This window comes from Pseudomonas sp. CFBP 13710 (assembly GCF_014842235.1).
Lineage (GTDB): Bacteria > Pseudomonadota > Gammaproteobacteria > Pseudomonadales > Pseudomonadaceae > Aquipseudomonas > Aquipseudomonas baltica.
The window spans coordinates 572,797-590,957 of sequence record NZ_JACYVJ010000002.1; the positions used below are offsets into that span (position 1 = coordinate 572,797).

General features: G+C 50.9%; 17 protein-coding genes and 2 pseudogenes. 8 read left to right on the forward strand and 11 right to left on the reverse strand.

From position 1 onward, the window contains the following. Positions 1–7: 7 nt before the first annotated feature. From IFT44_RS21320 to IFT44_RS07220, 4 genes and pseudogenes are all read right to left on the reverse strand, one after another. The gene (locus IFT44_RS21320; RefSeq protein WP_425311994.1) at positions 8–793 is read right to left on the reverse strand and encodes a methyl-accepting chemotaxis protein; all 786 of its coding nucleotides are present in this window, start codon (positions 791–793) and stop codon (positions 8–10) included. 69 nt (positions 794–862) lie between these two features. Continuing rightward, positions 863–2,305: pseudogene (locus IFT44_RS21325) on the reverse strand (HAMP domain-containing protein); the annotation flags it as partial. A 104-nt stretch (positions 2,306–2,409) separates the two neighbouring features. Further along, positions 2,410–2,973, reverse strand: a pseudogene (locus tag IFT44_RS07215) (mechanosensitive ion channel family protein); the annotation flags it as partial. Positions 2,974–3,256: 283 nt separating this feature from the next. Next, positions 3,257–3,718 carry a helix-turn-helix domain-containing protein gene (locus tag IFT44_RS07220; RefSeq protein ID WP_192175653.1) on the reverse strand — a complete coding sequence of 154 codons (462 nt, stop codon included), beginning with the start codon at positions 3,716–3,718 and terminating at the stop codon, positions 3,257–3,259. 130 nt (positions 3,719–3,848) lie between these two features. Here IFT44_RS07220 and IFT44_RS07225 point away from each other — a divergent pair, with 130 nt between their 5' ends. The 3 genes from IFT44_RS07225 (at position 3,849) to IFT44_RS21135 (ending at position 5,208) form a co-directional block, all read left to right on the forward strand. Continuing rightward, entirely contained in the window at positions 3,849–4,244 is a 396-nt protein-coding gene (locus IFT44_RS07225; RefSeq protein WP_192175654.1) for a DUF6957 family protein, read from the forward strand. Positions 4,245–4,290: 46 nt separating this feature from the next. Then, positions 4,291–4,734 (forward strand): hypothetical protein, encoded by a 444-nt coding sequence (locus IFT44_RS07230; protein ID WP_192175655.1) that lies wholly within the window; start codon positions 4,291–4,293, stop codon positions 4,732–4,734. 90 nt (positions 4,735–4,824) lie between these two features. Continuing rightward, on the forward strand, positions 4,825–5,208 hold the full coding sequence (locus IFT44_RS21135) for a hypothetical protein (RefSeq protein WP_244652126.1): 384 nt from the start codon (positions 4,825–4,827) through the stop codon (positions 5,206–5,208). 62 nt (positions 5,209–5,270) lie between these two features. Here IFT44_RS21135 and IFT44_RS07240 read toward each other — a convergent pair whose 3' ends face one another. The 5 genes from IFT44_RS07240 to IFT44_RS07260 form a co-directional block, all read right to left on the reverse strand. After that, on the reverse strand, positions 5,271–6,077 hold the full coding sequence (locus IFT44_RS07240; RefSeq protein WP_154972624.1) for a hypothetical protein: 807 nt from the start codon (positions 6,075–6,077) through the stop codon (positions 5,271–5,273). A gap of 29 nt (positions 6,078–6,106) precedes the next feature. Further along, positions 6,107–7,819 carry an ATP-binding protein gene (locus IFT44_RS07245; protein ID WP_090206230.1) on the reverse strand — a complete coding sequence of 571 codons (1,713 nt, stop codon included), beginning with the start codon at positions 7,817–7,819 and terminating at the stop codon, positions 6,107–6,109. Between the two features lie 243 nt (positions 7,820–8,062). Further along, on the reverse strand, positions 8,063–10,639 hold the full coding sequence (locus IFT44_RS07250; protein WP_192175657.1) for a DEAD/DEAH box helicase: 2,577 nt from the start codon (positions 10,637–10,639) through the stop codon (positions 8,063–8,065). Positions 10,640–10,729: 90 nt separating this feature from the next. Beyond that, positions 10,730–11,710, reverse strand: a complete 981-nt coding sequence (locus tag IFT44_RS07255; RefSeq protein ID WP_090206237.1) for a HamA C-terminal domain-containing protein — start codon at positions 11,708–11,710, stop codon at positions 10,730–10,732. A 179-nt stretch (positions 11,711–11,889) separates the two neighbouring features. After that, positions 11,890–12,222, reverse strand: a complete 333-nt coding sequence (locus tag IFT44_RS07260; protein ID WP_192175658.1) for a hypothetical protein — start codon at positions 12,220–12,222, stop codon at positions 11,890–11,892. A gap of 247 nt (positions 12,223–12,469) precedes the next feature. On the opposite strand from IFT44_RS07260, the gene IFT44_RS21230 reads away from it, so the two are divergent. Together IFT44_RS21230 and IFT44_RS07265 are read left to right on the forward strand one after the other, a co-directional pair. Beyond that, a complete protein-coding gene (locus IFT44_RS21230; RefSeq protein WP_256898782.1) occupies positions 12,470–12,598 on the forward strand; it encodes a hypothetical protein in 129 nt (42 codons plus the stop codon). A 1-nt stretch (position 12,599) separates the two neighbouring features. Further along, positions 12,600–12,752 (forward strand): hypothetical protein, encoded by a 153-nt coding sequence (locus IFT44_RS07265; RefSeq protein ID WP_172833024.1) that lies wholly within the window; start codon positions 12,600–12,602, stop codon positions 12,750–12,752. Between the two features lie 45 nt (positions 12,753–12,797). Here the strand turns inward: IFT44_RS07265 and IFT44_RS07270 are convergent, their stop codons facing one another. Together IFT44_RS07270 and IFT44_RS07275 are read right to left on the reverse strand one after the other, a co-directional pair. After that, a complete protein-coding gene (locus tag IFT44_RS07270; RefSeq protein WP_342214273.1) occupies positions 12,798–13,919 on the reverse strand; it encodes a hypothetical protein in 1,122 nt (373 codons plus the stop codon). An 89-nt stretch (positions 13,920–14,008) separates the two neighbouring features. Then, positions 14,009–14,803 carry an NYN domain-containing protein gene (locus tag IFT44_RS07275; RefSeq protein ID WP_192175660.1) on the reverse strand — a complete coding sequence of 265 codons (795 nt, stop codon included), beginning with the start codon at positions 14,801–14,803 and terminating at the stop codon, positions 14,009–14,011. A 171-nt stretch (positions 14,804–14,974) separates the two neighbouring features. Here IFT44_RS07275 and IFT44_RS07280 point away from each other — a divergent pair, with 171 nt between their 5' ends. The 3 genes from IFT44_RS07280 to IFT44_RS07290 all read left to right on the forward strand — a co-directional run bounded on the left by IFT44_RS07280 (position 14,975) and on the right by IFT44_RS07290 (position 18,118). After that, complete coding sequence (locus IFT44_RS07280) at positions 14,975–16,105, forward strand: hypothetical protein (RefSeq protein WP_192175661.1); 1,131 nt, start codon at positions 14,975–14,977, stop codon at positions 16,103–16,105. 50 nt (positions 16,106–16,155) lie between these two features. Next, complete coding sequence (locus tag IFT44_RS07285; protein ID WP_192175662.1) at positions 16,156–17,190, forward strand: hypothetical protein; 1,035 nt, start codon at positions 16,156–16,158, stop codon at positions 17,188–17,190. A 67-nt stretch (positions 17,191–17,257) separates the two neighbouring features. After that, positions 17,258–18,118 (forward strand): DUF5677 domain-containing protein, encoded by an 861-nt coding sequence (locus IFT44_RS07290; protein ID WP_192175663.1) that lies wholly within the window; start codon positions 17,258–17,260, stop codon positions 18,116–18,118. Positions 18,119–18,161: the final 43 nt, after the last annotated feature.

Consider the following 18,161-nt stretch of genomic DNA (forward strand, 5'->3'; position numbering starts at 1 on the left):
GGCATGACTAGATCTTGAAGCTGTCCACCAACTGCTTCAAACGGTTGGCCTGCTGGGAGAGCGCATCGCAATTTCGCAGGGTTTCGGTGAGGTTGGTCACGCCCTGCTGATTCAGCATGTTGATTTGACTGATATCCACATTCAGCGCCTCCACCACCGAAGTCTGCTCCTCGGTAGCGGCAGCAACGGATTGGTTCATGCCGTCGATCTCGCCGATTCGCTGGGTCACGATGGCCAGACGATCGCCGGCCTGGTTGGCCACCGTCATGCTTTGCTGACTGGAAGCCTGGCTGGTATTCATGGTCACCACCGCTTCGCGCGAACCCACCTGAAGCGCCGTGATCATCTTGTGAATCTCTTCTGCAGACTCCTGGGTGCGATGCGCCAGGTTTCGCACCTCATCGGCCACGACTGCAAAACCACGGCCCGCTTCACCGGCCCGCGCCGCCTCGATGGCAGCGTTCAAGGCCAACAGATTGGTTTGCTGGGATATACCCTTGATCACGTCGAGGATGTGGCCAATGTTGTCGGTGCCCGCGTTCAAGGTTTCAATCTGCTCGCACGACAGGCTGATTTTCTCGGATAACGTGCTTATTGCCTCGATGGTCCGCGTCATCACTTGGCGACCGTCGTCGGCCTGACCGCTGGCATCGCTGGCCTGACGCGACGCTTGCGCGGCGTTGCGGGCAATCTCTTGGGCGGCAGCACCCAGCTCGTTGATTGCAGCTGCAACGCTTTCGGTACGGGCGCTTTGCTCGTCGGAGCCTGCGATGGACTGGTTGGAAGAGTGCATGACCCGTTGGGCCAATGCATGCACTTCCCGGGTAGCCGACGACACCTCGCCGATGGAGGCATGGATGCGCTCGACGAACTGGTTGAACGAGGTACCGAGTTCACCGAATTCATCACGGCTTTCAACGACCAGGCGACGCGTCAGATCGCCTTCGCCCTGCGCGATGTCACGCATTGCCCGGCCCATGGTCACCAATGGACGCATTAAGAATTTGATGAGCAAGGTCAGCAACAAGGCAATGGCGAGAACGGCAACGACCATGGCGATCACGGCCGACGTACGGAACTGGCGCAGTGGGGCGTAGGCTTTGTCCTTGTCGATCGACAGACCCACGTACCAATCCGCCGAAGGCAACCCTGTGACCGGCGTGAACGACAGCAGTCTCGCCTGACCATCGAGGGTGACCTCCTGCAGATTCTTCTCGATTCGCGGCGTGCTGCCGGGGTAGATGTCTTTCAGGTTTTTCATGACCTGATCCTTGTCCGGCGACACCAACACTTGACCGTCTGCGCTGACGAGAAACGCCTGGCCGATCCCGCCAAAATCCACCGAATTGATGATCTGCACCAATGTGTCGAGGCTCAAGTCGCCGCCGACTACGCCCATCAACTGACCTTGGCGTTTGACGGGCGCTGCCACCGTGACGACCAGGCCACCCACCGATGCCAGATAGGGCGGCGTCAGCATGACTTGATCCGCTGTCACTGCAGCTTTGTACCAGGGCCGCTGACGCGGATCGTACCCGTCAGGCATCTTGGTGTCGGGCCGCTGGATGAAGGTGCCGTCGGCCACACCCATGTAGGTGAATTGAAAGTTGGTCGTGATCACGGGCTGGTCCAGCAGGCCCGGGTAGTCCGCCTTATCGCCTTGATAGGCAATGTTCTGGCGCAGGTTTTCAATCACCAGCATCCGGCCGCTGAGCCAGTTCTTGACGCTGCTGGCGGTCAGCTCGCCCGACTGCTTGACCGATGCGCTGAGGTTCTGCTGGATGGCGCTGCGCTGCAGGTAGTCGTTGTAGAGCGTGAACAGTGCGAACGCCAGGATGACGATGCTGCACCCGGCGATCAGGATTTTATGGCTGAATTTCAAGTTCATGGACGCTAGAGGTTCCGGGGCATGAGGGGGCGAAAGCCAGGCGCCGTGCTGGGGATGCAGCAGCGCTGTCAGGCAGCAGGTCGGGCTGGGGTGCGAGCACCGGATAGCGGCAATCGAGTTGCGCCGATAACCGTCGTCTTCAGCGTTTCGGCTGCGCGCGCGCGAACATGAGAACTGATCGTGGTTTTCCGCCACATGGTCACCGGCCGAGGAGGGCGCGCTGTGCAATGCTCGGTACACCGCGGCGGCCCATTCGCGGGCAGAGCCCGCTCCCACAGAAAAAACTGACCCACCTGGGGGAAATATCGTCCCAATTGTGGGAGCGGGCTCTGCCCGCGAAGGGCACACCGCGTAGTCCCTGATACACCGCGGCGGCTCATTCGCGGGCAGAGCCCGCTCCCACAGGGGGTGCGGCATCTCGTAGGAGCGGTCAGTGGCCGCGAAGGGCGCGCCGCGTGGTACCTGACACACCGCGGCGCTTGTTTCGCGGCCACGGACCGCTCCTGCGAAGGGAGTTGCTTTCAGTGCGGGCCGGTCACTGCGGTCAACCCACCGCGCAAATCCGCGCCGCTGGGCTTCTGGTAGACGCTCAACCCAAACTCGGGCAGCACGGCCAGCAGGTAATCGAAGATATCGCCCTGGATCCGCTCGTACTCGGCCCAGGCCGTGGTGCGCGTGAAGCAGTAGATTTCCAGCGGCACGCCCTCGGCGGTGGCTTCCATCTGGCGCACCATGCAGGTCATGTTCGGCTGGATGTCCGGGTGGGCGTTGAGGTACGCCAGCGCGTAGGCGCGGAAAGTCCCCAGGTTGGTCATGCGCCGCTGGTTGGCGGACAGTTCCGCGACCTCGCCCTGCGCCGCGTTCCACGCCTTGAGTTCGGCCTGCTTGCTGCTGACGTAGCCGCTGAGCAGGCGAATCTGGGTCAGGCGCAATTGCTCCTGTTCGTCGAGAAAGCGTATGCCGCTGGCGTCGATGTGCAGGCTGCGCTTGATGCGCCGGCCGCCGGACTGCTGCATGCCGCGCCAGTTCTTGAACGACTCGCTCATCAGCCGCCAAGTGGGGATGGAGACGATGGTCTTGTCGAATCCTGCTAATAGTGAGCTTTTTAGAATCCGGACAGCATTTCAGTCAATAAAACCGGGCTATAAGAGAAAAGAGCGTTGTCTGGAATTTTTAAGGTGAGAATGGACAGCTCTAAGTCGAGCGAAGTGGCTTCTGGTTGGCGATCCCTTTGGCTGACACTGATCATGGCGTAGGGCAAGCTTCGCTGGGGCACATTGGGTATGAGGCAGATGCTTGAGCCAGGACGCAACTAGCCTTCGATTTAAGACAAAAGGTCGTCGGGACTAAACTATCGCTATCCGATATTCATTTCTTTGGTGGTTGGTGCCATAACCGACGCAACGTCGATTCAGGCATCCCTAGTTGTCTCGCCGCCTCACTTTGACTAAGTCCTTTCGCCTTAAGCCCCTGCACCGTCAACCACTTCTTCCTAGCCTCCACGACGCTAGGCGCGGCCAAGGCTTGCGGCTCTGATGGGAGTAGGGTGTCTGCTAGCCCTAGGGCTTCTGCTTCGGCCAGTGCAGCCAGCAGAGCTTCGCGCACTGAGCGCTTCTCGTGAGATGCGACAGCAAGTGCCAGCAAGGTGATTGGCTCTACTTTCAGCGCTGTGGCTATTTGGGCACTCATATCAACAGTCGCAGAGCTTTTGCCAAGCTCCAGTACGCTGATGTGCGATTGCGTGACGGAACCCGAAATATCTCTCTGGGACAGTCCTTTCTGAGAACGAAGCAGCTGAACTACTGCTGCATAAGATTTGCGCAGCGACATTTCACTATCCCGATAAAAGGAGACGGTATGTCGCATTTGCCTGCCGCCACACAAACATATATATTTGTCGTTGTGGCGATATTGTGCCCTAACAGCTAATTATTGGATATTGACGAAGAGGGTCTGGGCAGTGGATGGGATCATCGAAGACGGTCTGCTGGGTGATCCTGGGATCGGTTTAATGGGCTCCGAGCTTTCCCTCGACGAAGCCGTCGCGTTGGCCAGAAAGCGCTACAAATGGATGCCCCTCTGCGCCGTCGAGGAGTGGATCATCCTTGACGCCATCGTCACCGACGACGAGCGAGCCAAAGTAGCCGCCGCAGGCTGCCAACCAATGTTTATGTTTGCCCACAAGGTCGTGGACGACGAGCAGAGGCGTTTTGAGCCTGGTCACTGGGTCAGATCGAGTATGGGCACTGCGTTCAACGACGGCTTTCTGTTCGAAACTCGGAATACCGTCTACGTCCTTCTCGGGCCGGGTAATCGCAAGTCAGCAACCATCAAAGAGATTTTCTCTCTATTTTGAATTACCAACCGGGCTGCTTTGCGTCCGCAGAAAATTGAGGCACCTGATGTTCAGAACACAAGACTCAGATCTTATCGGCGTCCCGGGGATCTTCGGTGAAGGCCTTGCGCATTGGCATAGCGTGTCACGGATTCTCAGGACTCACTGGTATCACCTTACTATTCGCTTGACTGAACAAGGTCGCAGCACTGAATGCGTTGAGATGATTGAGGGGGAGCACAAGTTGCAAAGCATGCTCGTCACCCAGAGCGCTGAACGAGAGATAACTGATGTTCAGGTCATGACCCCCGCATGGATGAACAAAGGTGCCGGGTGGGACATGGAGCGCGTAACTAAAGTATCCCTCGGCTACGACGGTGATTTTGAGGTCTGCCTAATAGCGGTTGAGGGAGGAGCTGTCTACCACAGCTCTCACCGACCAGACTTTCAAATCGATTTGCTAGCAGACCTTCGCCCGATCTTTCTCTCGAGCATGATTCGATCAGCCTGAAATTTACCAGTAATCCCTCACGATACCAGCGCTCCTGGTTACGTGCGCAATTCTTGATAACTCCATACCGACAATGACTGGAGCGGAATGATGCTCGACACGATAGACGTAAACTTCCACGGAAAGCGCCATACAGATTTCGATCTTAAGCGAATCATCAAAGCTCAGGAGCAAGGTTTTGATTTGCCAGTGACCGCTTACCTCTGCGGAGTATCCATCAGGGCGCGAGCAGGCATCGGTGTGGTGTTTGGCCACAAGCGAAAAGACCAGTACGGGCGGTTCGGCGATGGTCATCTGATTCGTACTTCAGACGTGTTGAAGGTCGAACGCGAGGGGCGGTTCTGGGTGATGACAACCGAAAACTCGAGATACGTCCTAGCAACGTTTCAGAGGGGCAATGGGCGAGCGTCCTTACGTGACTATCTCCGAGTCGCAAAGGGGCAGCACCATCTCACTCCGCGCGTGTTGCAGTAACACTCAGGAGCTAGGGGCGCTGCAGTAGCTCTGAGCTGCTGGCCGCTGCAAAAAAGCTGCAACTAAGGGTATATGGGCAGTTCTTCATTTGAGAGATACTCTATGAACTCTTCATTTTCGAGCACCGACAAGTAGAAGATATACTCCCAAGAGTTTTTAGTTGGGTACTCCAGCTCCTCGCACTTGGATTCGATAGCGTCAAACACATCCTGTCCTTTTCGTCTTCTAATACTTGAGTGGCGAATTAGTCTTATGTTTTCGGCTTTGAAAAAATTTACGTAGCGCTTTTCGATTTCAAGCTCTCGCATGTGTGAGGTAATAAGCTTGAGGCGCCAACCCGTCCAGCGTGGGTGAGGGCTTAAAATAAAAGACGGCTGATTAAAAGGTGGTGAAATCTTTAATGTCAGGATCTGAAACTCAGTAAACTTATGAAAATACGGATGAATAAAAAACTGGGGCTCTTTCTTATTTCCGGTTTTTTCACCTTTTAGTCCTTGGCACTTTGTGCACATTGGGCTTAAATTAGCTGGGGTTATACTAAAGTGAGGGTATTTGGCCTTGGGGAGATAATGGTCGAGGGTAGTTGGAGATCCTATATTTCCACAGGCCGGACAGAGCTTGAGTAAATGCTCATCTCGTAAGCTTTTTAGCATAATGCCCTGTGAAGATTCTTCGGCAGGGTAGTCATAAAGGTTTAAAAATTTAACCTTATGGGCATCAATTGCGGGCCATGTTGGAACCAGATTGGGAGTTCCACCATGCGTTACGTAGACTGAAACTCTCGACCTCCACTCTGCAGAGATGCTGTTGAAGTAAGCGCGATTAATTCCATTTTGCCGCTCTTGGATAGCCTTATCAAGCATTTGCATGCTACAAAAGTCAGGCTTAGTTAATCGCATCACCATTGATCGTTACCCAATGCTTTAATTTGAATGACCATTTCGTCGTTGAGTTCGTCACGACACTCTTCCAGTAACTGCTCAGCCGACCCAAAAGTCTCGACTTGTTGTTTAATCCATTTTTCAAAAGGCTTTGAAGTGTTTTGATCATTAAAAACATATGAGCTAATTCGTTGATTATCACCTCCAAATGTTTGAAATGGGGGGTTACTGATCGTAAGCCCGTCCCTGGTGCGCTCGAGTACGTGGACGCAATCAGCAGGCATTTCCCGTACGGTCACGACTGAATGCGTAGCTAATAGTGCTTTTGAATTAAATTCTGCTAGAATTTCCTTTAGCATTTCTATGAACTGTATTTCAAGGGTAGGGTGAAGAAAAAGCTCCGGTTCGTCAACGAGGATCAAACTGCTTCTTCTAATTATTCCGAGAATATTAATTACGATGTACGTGAATAGTCGTTGTCCCGAGCTAAGTTGAACTGGTTCTCCGTTTTTGAAGAACGTTAGTCCGTCATTTATTTCAACGTACTTTCTTAGGCCTGTAACCTTTAAGTTAGCGACTTGCGCAGAAGCTATCGGGATAAAGGTCTTCTCAACTCCATTGATGGTGGTCGTGAGATACAATGGATCGCTTAGTGGTGCGCTGTCAGTATAGAATCTGCTAGCCCTGGTATATTCGCTGACGCAGACGGCAGCAAAGTCAAAGTCAAAGGCAACCCTCAAAACCCTCTCTGCGACCTCGATTTTTTTTACCCACTTAGGGACATTTATATACAGCTTGTCGTGGTCAAGGCAGTCTAGAAAAGAAGTAACTGCGTTTCGCTTTGGAACTGTTTGGGATAGCCTGATTTTGCCCTTTTCAGCGCTCCCTTGGGTGGTAGCTCTTCCTCGGAACCCAAAGTAACGATATGCATCCTGATCTTGGAATTTTCTCCCGTGAAGATCAACGGGAAACTGTTCGAATGGACTATATGACACTACTACTACTTGACTCAGATTTGGCTGCTTGACAAAGCCGGTCTCCCCAGTTTCATCTTTATCTATCCAGCTTTTTACGATCTGATGAAGTAGTTGCGATTTACCTGATCCATTCGCTCCAATCAGGACGTTTATATCGTGGGGAAGTGGGCTATCTGATTGGTATTTTAAGCTAAGAAGAGACGTCTGATTGAAAACGTCGTGGAACCTAAATCCCAAGTCAAGGACTGCAATATCTTGTTTTGCAAAAATCTTCCATGTGTCTAGGTAAGATTGGATTGCGCCTCGTTCACGCTGTAGAGAGTCCTTGAATCCTTGGCTTTGGATAAGATCCAGAGAATCTGCATCTTGCTCGACTCTAACTAACAGGCTGGCGTCTCTGAGCTTTTTAGCAATTTTTCTGGTCGGTGCCGTGCCAAGTAGAGCATCGAGCTGTTCGTAAAAACTTATTTCTACCGCGACCGAAATATATCGTGTGTCAGGTATCGGGAATTCGCCATCCCAGCCGTTATCTAACAAAGTTTTTAAGTGACTTCTGGTAGATTTCGCGTCCTCGACGAGGATTTTTATTGAACCTAAGTTGATGGTCTCTCCGTCGACTCTACAGCTTGTCATAAAAGTTGTGCCGTAGCCGTAATCGTCCCAGTCATTAGATAATAATTCAAGTATGTCCTCATCACCTTCAGGCACATATCTAGAACGACGACTTGCTTTGCCTAAGTATATAACTTTCATTATGTTCCTTTTAATGACGAAAGAGCGTTTAGGTCATCGAGTCGGTTCGGATGAAGAAAAAGCCCACGGACAAGCGTTATAGGCATTGTTTTTGACTGGCCTCTTAAGGCGCTGTCGGTCGTGACAATCTTATCTCTGATTTTCTCAGGGTCGATACTCCTGCCTCTGCGAGGTGTAATCTAAAGCTCTTACATCAACTTGAGTGTATCTTAAGAGGAGAAGGTTGGGCTCCTCTTAACCACATTATCGACTAGGAAAGCTTCTTTCATCGCGTTGTTTGGTAAGTCCTGAGCGCTCGAGATATCTGCGCAGTAGCGGCGATAGGCGAGCAGTATTAAACTTCCTCAGCCATTCCTCTAGATTTTCTACATCTTTTGGAAGATCTTTTCGCAGTTTGAGAGCAATGCTACGATTGATTCCCAAAGACATAAGCTCAAGAACTCGGGGGTCGTAACTACCCAGCTCAATCATTGATGGGAGGCTTAGGAAGTATGCTAAGGTTTCGTGCTCTTCTTCTGGTATGCATGCCTTTGTGATGTCACCCCATAATGAAAAATATTTCACAAGCTTGAATGTTATGTTGCTGCTGATGTTTTGAGTCACATGCCTGGCAGCTTTGTCGACTTTGTTGCGACCGTCCGATTCTTCTGAGTTATTCTCAACAAGGGATTCGCCAAACCCTGTGTAAGCATTATCTAAGTATTTTTCGATGAAATATCTATGCGATTTTCCGGACATCCATTGGAATGCATCATAAATTAAGTTTCCAATGCCTATGTAGTCACCGAAACGAGAATTAACTTCAGATTCTATAAAAAATATCCGGTCGAGCTTCTTGGCAATCTCTTCAAATTGTCCGTAGAAATTTTTGTCCTCAAAGTCAATCTCGTCCGTTGGGGTAAATGCTCTTCGAGAGTTTGGGTAGCTGGTTGGGATCCAGGCGTAAGGATCTTTTTTAATGCTTCGGTACAGCTCTTCCTGAAGCAACGGGTCAACGTAGGGGTTTTGCCTGAGTAAATCAAGAGGGATGGTAAGTTGAACCTGGATGTTGAGAAGCTTCGATTCCAGCTGGTCACGCTGGTGATCTTGTAATTGTGCCGTATTCAAGATTCTATCGTAATGGACTTTGTCGGAGACGAATAAATGCCTCAGGTAGCATATAGTCGTGTATAAATTTGGACTCTCAAGGTCTGCAAGTATTTGCTCCCTGTCTGAGTCTGCAAGCCGAATTATTGAATCGGTATGCTTCTGGAGGACAGAAGTTGTATTAGGCTTGATCTTTGTCTTGTCATTATTGGTGAGCCTCTCTTCACCCCACTCTTCGTCTTTTACCTCCAGGCAGTACACTTCACCGTATAAATTGGTGCTAATCCTACCTGCTCGACCGATCAAATTTTTGAATTCGAATGGCGTTAATGGAGTGGTATCATTCTGGGGAGTAATAATAATTAGTTTGTCTGCAGGGAGGTTTACACCTTGCAAAAGGGTAGATGTACATACCAAGTTGGTGATTTCGCCTTGAGAATATAAGTCCTCGATTTCTATTCGCGCGATGTCAGGAAGGCCAGCATGGTGAAAGGCTACGCCTTTTTTCAGTGTCCTTATCAGTGAGTAGTCGGGGTGAATTTCTTCAGCTAAGAACTCAATGAGCTCTGCAATCGCCTCAGACTGACAACTATTTGCTCTGATCGAACTAGGTAGCTTAAGAGCCCAATTCTCTGCGGTTGTTTTTCGTGGTGCGAAAATAATGCAGCTTTCATCCTGCTTGAGGTTCTGCAGAAATGCGGCGATTGCTTCCCCTTTCTTATTTTTTGCTTTGGAAAATAGCTTTTTATTTAATATCGTCTGTCCAGATAATACGTTTCCCGTTTGACTAAAGATTCGGTACTCAGCTGAAAGACTCTTGGATAGAAATGTGATCGCAGCTCTAACCTGGAATACTGGGGTGGCGACGGTTGTCTCGTCCACAAGTTCGAGCCCTGACAGCTCTTTTAACGGTGTAACGATATCCTCAATGAATGGCCCAGCGAATATGAACTGGCTTTGAGGGAAGCGGGAAACTAATCCATACAGGCAATTCTCGAAAACCATGCCTCGGCCTTCGGCCTCTAAGTTATGAATTTCGTCAATAAATATGATTGAAGGGCTTTTTAGTGTCTTATCTTGGAGGAGTTTGTTGCAACGTTCCGGTGTTAAAACGAAAATTATGGACTTTTCATAGGTTTCGGGTTGGCGATAGGTGGTATACACATGTGCGAGGTCTTTCAGGTCTGCCTTGAAATCCATGCTGACCTGGTTGATAAGGGCTTTAGTAGGTACCACGAAGACTGCGATGGCAGCATTGGCGGTGAGTCTTTCTACAATATACCTTCTTATAATGAATGATTTTCCTGCAGAAGTCGGTGCGGAAATTGCAACATTTGAACCGCTTTGGATAGCCGACCAAAGTTTCGCTTGGTAGTCTGTGAACACAAACTCTCCCGAGCTTTTCAGGTTGTGCGTCAGCCTTCCTCTGGTTGATCCAAGCTCGACATCAAGCAATGTCCCAAAGCTATTATCATATCTACCATTGTTGAAGATGTTAGGAACGTGCTTACTGGACAGCAAATTTCCAGATCTTGATTGAAGAACATAACACGCACGCTGGTATGCCGGGTTTTCCGGAGCATACAAATGAAGTAGTGCGCCGAAAGAGTTGGCTAGGTTCTTCAACGCGTCAGAGTTGCCCAATGCTATGATTGAGGCAAGCCAGGTTGCGTGCTGAAGCCTATCAACCGGAATACGAATCTGATCGTTCGCTGCCCCGTTCTGTTTGCTCAAGAACAAGTGTCTTAACAGTTGGTCGTACGTGGCCACAAAATCCACGTCGCGGGACGCTTCCATTGGCAAGCTATCTGAGTCTCGAGACATCTACTTATTCTTCCTTGACGCCTTCGGCTTCGCTTCCTTATGGGGCTCTTTATACTCGAGGCCGTGAATTTGTTTGAACAATGTTTTTTTAAACTTTTCGACACTACTCATCGGAATCAGGAAAAATTCCATAAACAGCTTTCTAAGCTCTGCCTGAGTTTCAAGGCGCCCTCTGATATTGGCTATGGCCTCGGAAGAGTGGGCTAATATCCATTCGGAGATTAATTCTTCTGCGTGATCTCTGTTAGTTGCTTCTTCTTCAATTTTGTCAATTTTGGCATCATCGTAAATCAGAAGAACAGGGAAAATCTTATTGCAGGATTGATATTCTTCAGTTCCGGGGCGGAAAGCTTTAAAAAGGGCGTTTGCCTGAGCTAGGTTGAAATTTTTCGATATGTTGGATCGCGCAATGAATAGCTCGTGATCAAAAGAACTCGCCATATGGTCTTGATTGAACCGATCTACCGAGTCTAATGAGCTGCTTATCGCGCCACTTAGGCTTTGGTAGATTTTTGATTCTCCGATCAATATTGCAAGGTTGTCACCTCGTGTTCCAAAAAATATGCCATCACCACCTTTGACTTGGTCGTTCACGTTAGTCAGGAGCGTGAGTTTATGGCATACCATTGGAGTCTGAAATATTGCTTCAACCAAAAGGTAGAGGATTAGCTCTCCATATTTTCCGTCTTTTACCGGGTTGGTGTTTCCGAAGAAGCTCGAGGCTTTTGGATAGGCAGTGATCTCTTCGTTTTTGAATTGCTCAAGTGTCCGCTGATCAAATACGTAGTTTTCAATTCTATTGCCTACGTATTCTGCGAACGCAAGACTTTCCTGCCGGTTACCTGAAAACTTCAGAGACAGCGCATGAGCCTTAATCTTGAGGTCGACAACCTCTGGGATTCGATGAAAAAATTTGTCTACCCATTCGGTCTTTACCGTGAGGTGCTCACTCCACGTGATACCTTCGAACAGCTTCTGCATCTGAATCCCTTCTGGATGGTCGCGTCATGCCAGAATGATACTACAAGATTTTCGTTAGGTAACTGCCGCACGACCCCATGAAAGACAGGACATCGCTTCCCCTTGAGATAAGGGTTTGTGATTAACGGCAACGATAAGGGCAGCGACCTGCTTGCCCACAAACCTACCAGTTAACTGGCCTACATCGATTTCACCGCAACCACTTCCACGTATCGATATCTTTTCCTAGCTGCCTTCACTGCTTCGTGCTCGGCCAGGAGGGTACTCAACGTATCTGTCTCGTGGGTCATCTCGAATGTTTTGCCCTCAAACTCGTTACCGACCTGCATCGTTACTCGGAGACGAGGGGTGAACGCTTTCGCGACCTTCCGTTTCGTCAGCGGTTTTGCCGGTGGTGCTGCTGCTATATCGAGTATCGGTGTCGATGCTGGGGATATAGTCACTTGTGTCGCCGGCGCAGGGCTGCCGAAGAGGGCTCGGCGCATCTCTTCTTCGGTCAAATCTGTGTTCATGAGGTTTCTCGTGGGAAGGGATGTCGCGGGACTGATTCTAGCATTGCATGATGCAGTGCGGATGTTGGGCCTGCCGAGCCGCTAGCACTCCCTGAGGGGGGCAAGCCGGTGCGGATTCCGGGCGAACTGACGCTCGGGTGAGCAAATTTCCTTCCCAGTTCCCTATTGGTTCGCGGTCAATCCTTGAAGAATGAAGTCGTCCTAAGGCAGCCGCCATAGGGGTTAACTCAGCTTACGAGGCAAAACTATGAGCACCAAAAGCGACGATGACAACCGGGCCAACCAACTCAACGACAACAACGACGCGTACTGGCAATCACGCGGATACGACGAGCGCCCAGAAGATTGGGAAGATCGCTCTGAGGAGGAGAACTGAGATGGCCAACACACCTAAATCGCCCAAAGATGCTAACTCTGATCGGAAGAATCCTAATCGTGGTGCACTAGGAACTAATGCAGTCTGGGATAAGGCGCAAGGGAATCGCGGCAAGCAACTGAATCCGAATCAAGGCGGCGGTAAAGGCTCCTGATTGATGTTCATCAGATATCGAGGCTGCACAGATGCAGTCTCGGTCTCAGAGCGGACTCATAGGTTTTCCAAGCGCCTCGCGGGCAATGCGATACTCCTGCCTATAGGCATCCATGATCCCCACGATGTGAGTTGCTTCGACACCGAGTGTGTTGAGTGCGTATAGGGTCTCAGTAAGCGTTTCCCCTATGCGAAGAATTACAGCTTGCATCCAAGTGTCGTAATCTCGACCTTCTGGGGACTCACCTGCAAGCAGCGCCTGCTCCACCGTCACTGCATTCGCCAGGCTGCATAAGGTTTCGAATTTTGGTCGCCCCTTTCTACGTTGCTCCCAATTTCTCAATGACCTGATGCGCGAGCCTGGTTCTTTCTGCTCTGCATCGTGACGATCCCACAAATTTCCCAGGAATGTGATTGCTCGCTGTTTGCCTTGCCATCCTGCCCGTTTAGCCAACTGCTCGAGGGCTCTAGTTGTCGGGTTGTTCCACTCGCCAGAGACCGGATCGATGGCAGGTAGCAGGCTATCAAATGGAATGATGTCCTGCATGCCGTCATGCTGAATCATCTCCCAGATATCTATGACTATATCTGCGACAAGCCACGCAAGCATGCGTAAAAGGACGGCAAGCCTGTCCACAACGACAACGTGCTGGACGATCTGGTCATTTTCGGCAACCTCTTCTGCAGGATCGGAGTTCAGCCTGGCGTGTAAAACTGCACGCACAGCAGAGCAGCCGAAGCGGTGAACCAGTGGTGAGTCGGCGTATGCGCAAAGCTTTTCGAAATGCCCCTTGTCAGAGTGCATATCAACGGCATTGAGAATTTTCGCGTTCTGGACGAAATCCATCCAGAAGCCCCGTGCCGTCTGGTGAATGAAGAGAGAGCTGTGGAAGAGTGAGTGCCATGCCTCGCCCGTTATCCAGACATAGCCCTGTCGGTCTTGATCAACAAGAGCATGAAGCATTAGCTGATGTGGCGCTTCCCTAAGCAGACGTGAAAGCATTCCCCGAGCCGGAACCCGTTGCGGCTCCTTCAGCAATCTTGAAAGCGTTTTGTCCACCGGCAGGTGGGGCCTGTGAACTCTTGCTGCACGCATCAACTCTAGAAGAGAGGTATTAAGCAGCTTGAGAACGGCATCGAAGGGAATCAGCAGGGCATTGTTGTTCACACCCCGAAATGTCCTTTGCCCGTCTAGCCCTTCAATGTAATCGCAGAGCGTTTCGACGGTTACAATGGGTGGCACGGAGGATGGACTCATCATTTGCACTGCTGTTTGTGTCGCGCGTACATGGCAGCGCTGCCACCCGTTGCGCCGCGCGCCTGAATTTCGAAGGTGTGCGGATAGCCTTTGATTAGATCGCTTAGCTTCTTGTATCCGTGGGTGCGAGGATCAAACTCTGGCCGTAGCTTTGTGATATTTGCGCCCAGCGCACCCAGGTGTGCCCAACCATCTTCATCAGCGATATCGTCCAGAATTTTCGCGATGAATGCGACCGGTGCCTTCGGCTTCTTTGTTTTCTCCATCGCGGCAGGTTTGACGGCGTCTGCAGGCAGGCTCGGGTCGGGAATTGGTTCTTCGTTAGCCGGCGTCAGGCCGTCCTCGCGAAGCAGCTCGATGTAGACGAATTTGTCGCATGCGGCCACGAATGGCCTTGGTGTTTTCTCTTCCCCGAACCCATATACCGTGAGTCCTTCTTCGCGTAGGCGAGAGGCAAGGCGGGTGAAGTCGCTATCGCTGGACACTAGGCAAAACCCATCAAAACGCCGGGTGTATAGCAAGTCCATTGCATCGATGATCAGCGAGCTGTCCGTCGCGTTTTTCCCTTTGGTATAGGCGAACTGCTGGATTGGTTGAATCGAGTGATCGAGAAGGACTTTCTTCCAGCCGCCTAGCTGTGGGCCAGTCCAGTCGCCGTAAATGCGCTTGACGCTGGCTACTCCATACTTGGCGATCTCTTCGAAGAGGCCCTCAACGATTGCTGCTGGAGCGTTATCAGCGTCGATTAGGACAGCGAGGTGCTTTTGAGCATTGGAGGCGGTGTGAGTGGCCATGGATCATCCTTGAATGAAAGCATCACCTTACCACTGCATGCGCGATGAGATAGGGTTATGGGACAACGCCGATGCCATAGTTAGCCTAGCAATCAGCTGCCACCCAGTGTCGTCCTGCCACCATATGGTTCGAACCACTGGATGGTTTTAGCATTTAATTGGAGCTTTGATATGCCGTTGACCGCTTTCTCCGTTTCCCGCCAGCAGGAACTGGATGTGGATCAGTTGCTCCAGCTTTTTGCTGACCAACACCAGCGACCGAAGCTGAAGCGCTCTGAGCCCATTCCGGAAATCTGGAAGCAGGTCATTCACGCTGATGTTGAATGCCCCGCGTGCTTTGCGAAGGGGGCCGAGCTGGTTCGTGCCACCAGTTCCAAAGTCACTGGTGAGGCCATCAAACAGGCCTACTTCCGGTTTCCAGGTGGTCATCATGTGTTCTGCGACTTTGCCGCTCTGTCACCTGGGGAGGCTCCGGAAGGCTTGGTGCAGTTCAGCTCAACTGCTCGCGATGGTTTGTCACGGGCAGTCCGAGATCTGGTATGCAAAGGTATTCACCTAGGACTTCTTGATCAGGCGAGGATCAGGAGCATGCGTGAATGGTTCCATAATAAGAAAGCAAGTGCAGGGTTTCAGGTAACTCTCGATCCCAAGGTTTTCCAGTGGGTAGCGGCGGTGCAAGCGGCTGCCTGGCCTGTGCGGTATCAGCCGCAATGGCTGACCATAAGCAACGAGCTTCTGGGAGTACCAGGCTTCCAGATGAAGACGGCGATGGAGGTGATGCTATGTCGTCGTCACGAATCTCTACTGACTTTCCTGAGCGAATGTACAGTGATGCTGAGGCCTATGGTGAGTCGAATTGAAAAGCTCCTGAACGCCAACAGTTCGAGGCTCGTGTTCGATCCAACCATCCTGAAGGCAGAGTACGGCGCGACCTTTGAGCTCTCTCGCTTTATTTCCAACCATTATCATCCGATTCAGAAAGCACTTGGCAGGAGCTACGTCGATGTCAAGGCGTGTAAGCCGCTCATGGCGTTTACCGCTCTTCTGCTTTTTTTGAGCGACTGGGATCTGAATAAAGCGGCCTCGCTTTTTGCCCAGATCGCCAGCTACCGAGGCGATGCCGACCAAAATCTGGGTAATGTCATGGGTCTCAACCCATTCCATGATTACGATTCTTGGGCGGCGCTAAAGGTGCTGCAGGAAATCCCTGTTCAGGAGTACGAGGCTTACGATCTCGACCACCGCCCCAAAGAGTGGATGATTGAAGCGAAGGCCGCCTTGGCAATGGGCCAGTCGTTTTAAAGAGTAGAAATTTACTAAAGTTGCTTGGTGCGGTTCAGGGAAAACATATTGTGGAGATTCTGCTGGTAGCTTTCAAAATTGTCGGGATTCTGATGTCAGGGGTTCTCGGCGTCTTGAGTAGTGTCTTGAAAATCAGAGATGCCTCTGGGCAGTTGACGATTAAAGGGAAGATTTTTATCGCTGGTAGTGTCGCTGGCTTGTGTATTGCTCTGATTTCGCAAATTCTGGAGACATATATTCAACGTCAGTCACAGGCTGTCTCGCAGGCGGAAAGTTTGGAGTCTGCTCGAAAACTTCAACAAATCATGTTCGACCTGAACCGATCTCTTCAGCCGCTTGGGAAATTCAGTGTATTTGTTTATAAGGCGGATGTGTCATTGGATGATCCTGCTTTTGATGGATATAAGGAAAGGTTGGGGAAGGCAATAGAAATTTATTTGCGAAAAGGTCAGCGGGAGCGAATGAAGGAACGGGATATTTCCGCTCCATTTGGAATTGGGCAGAAAGAAGATGGCTATCGACCATCCTACGTTGAGGTTGAGCCCGGTGGTAAATATTATCCTTCTACTAAGGATGGCAAGAAGATAAGCTCAATGGTATTTCCCCTGTGCTATCGTTTTGTGTTTTTTAAAGATCCTATCGAAGCCTCTGATTATCATCCTATACACCATTTCGGTAAGGGGTTGGGCGATTTGCGTGCAGATAACTTTATGCCAAAGCCCTTTCCGCTCAAAAAAGACTTAGTAACTGGTGCTTATTCGATTACTGGTCGTTTGGAGTTCCGCACTTGGGAGGATGTCAGTGGGAAGATTTTTTCGATCCCCGATCTCCGTGGGTCGCAGCTTCTGGTTTCTACTTGTGGTAAACCTATGCGCAGTTGGACGTGGCAAGGAAGTAAGAAAGTTTATCACAATCCTGTTGATACTAAGTTCGAGCTTGGTTCGATGAGTCTCCAGTTTGATAAGCGAAAGGCAAATATTTCAAAGGAGGAGCTAAAGCGGTTTGAAAGAAAAGGTGAAGTGTATTGGGAGTATCGATTTCCAACGACTCAAGAGGGTCTGGCTAAATTGTTCAGTGGCTCTTGATGACGGTAGTCAAGTACAAACTTCCTCAGGATCAAGAACCTTAACTCATTTCATTTGAGGATATCCAATGCCATCGACTGGCCGCACTCCGTCTCAGCGCGATCCAGAACAAGACTTCGCCACCCTTACTGAGCTGTTCGCGGCGATGATTGAATCACAGCACGGCCAACCCCTGACACCGGATGACGCCTGGGTCAACTATGCCCAGATTCTGGCGGTGAAGCTGTTCAAGCAAGCGTGCTCGGTCAGAGTGCTCATCAACACGACTCAGCTGAATTTCCAGGATGGTAAAGAGATCATCTTCGTGGATCATTCCTCCGCTACGATCCTTGCCCGGGCCTGCCTCGAAACCTTCATTGTGTTCCATTGGATTTTCCAGAGCCAGGATCCCGGCCTGAGGAAATTCCGGCACGGGGTTTGGCGGTTGGGTGGTCTCAGAGATCGGTTGAGGCTGCACCCGTCAACAGAGCAGGCCAAGGAAACGATTGATGCCACACGACTACAGGTTGCACAGCAAGTCGCTGAGATCGAGGCCTCACCGTACCTTGGAGACTACAAGCCGGAGCAAGCAAAGCGGCTGCTTAAGGGGGACTGGAGGGTAGGATGGTCGTGGACGGACGAGGCGGTGAGGGCGGGCTTCAATAAGAAGTATTTCCAGAACGTGTACTCCCATTTCTGCGGGTATGCCCATAGCTCCTACATCAGTTCCATGCAGATGGGGGAAGCGCAGTCGTTGGAGGATCAGCGGATGCTGGCTCTAGTAGCCTTGCAGACCTCCGTGCACGTCATGGCGAGAACGGTGGCGTTCTATGCGGAGCTGTTCTCAAGAGGCCGGGCTATCTTGGAGTCGGCGCCGGCAGAGGCTCAGAAGGCGGTCTACTTCTGGGGCTTCACGAGTGAAGATATGGATCACCTTTTTGACGAGTGATAGTGGGGAGGGCAATGCCGCTTCGCGGCCGGACTGTCGTAAA

Bases quoted from the DNA above. Each gene is read 5' to 3' on its own strand.
- IFT44_RS07280 (WP_192175661.1), top strand. From the start codon at position 14,975: ATGCCGTTGACCGCTTTCTCCGTTTCCCGCCAGCAGGAACTGGATGTG.
- IFT44_RS07220 (WP_192175653.1), bottom strand. From the start codon at position 3,718: ATGTCGCTGCGCAAATCTTATGCAGCAGTAGTTCAGCTGCTTCGTTCT.
- IFT44_RS07290 (WP_192175663.1), top strand. From the start codon at position 17,258: ATGCCATCGACTGGCCGCACTCCGTCTCAGCGCGATCCAGAACAAGAC.
- IFT44_RS21230 (WP_256898782.1), top strand. From the start codon at position 12,470: ATGAGCACCAAAAGCGACGATGACAACCGGGCCAACCAACTCAACGAC.
- IFT44_RS07255 (WP_090206237.1), bottom strand. From the start codon at position 11,710: ATGCAGAAGCTGTTCGAAGGTATCACGTGGAGTGAGCACCTCACGGTA.
- IFT44_RS21320 (WP_425311994.1), bottom strand. From the start codon at position 793: ATGCACTCTTCCAACCAGTCCATCGCAGGCTCCGACGAGCAAAGCGCC.
- IFT44_RS07240 (WP_154972624.1), bottom strand. From the start codon at position 6,077: ATGCAAATGCTTGATAAGGCTATCCAAGAGCGGCAAAATGGAATTAAT.
- IFT44_RS07275 (WP_192175660.1), bottom strand. From the start codon at position 14,803: ATGGCCACTCACACCGCCTCCAATGCTCAAAAGCACCTCGCTGTCCTA.
- IFT44_RS07265 (WP_172833024.1), top strand. From the start codon at position 12,600: ATGGCCAACACACCTAAATCGCCCAAAGATGCTAACTCTGATCGGAAG.
- IFT44_RS21135 (WP_244652126.1), top strand. From the start codon at position 4,825: ATGCTCGACACGATAGACGTAAACTTCCACGGAAAGCGCCATACAGAT.
- IFT44_RS07245 (WP_090206230.1), bottom strand. From the start codon at position 7,819: ATGAAAGTTATATACTTAGGCAAAGCAAGTCGTCGTTCTAGATATGTG.
- IFT44_RS07260 (WP_192175658.1), bottom strand. From the start codon at position 12,222: ATGAACACAGATTTGACCGAAGAAGAGATGCGCCGAGCCCTCTTCGGC.
- IFT44_RS07230 (WP_192175655.1), top strand. From the start codon at position 4,291: ATGTTCAGAACACAAGACTCAGATCTTATCGGCGTCCCGGGGATCTTC.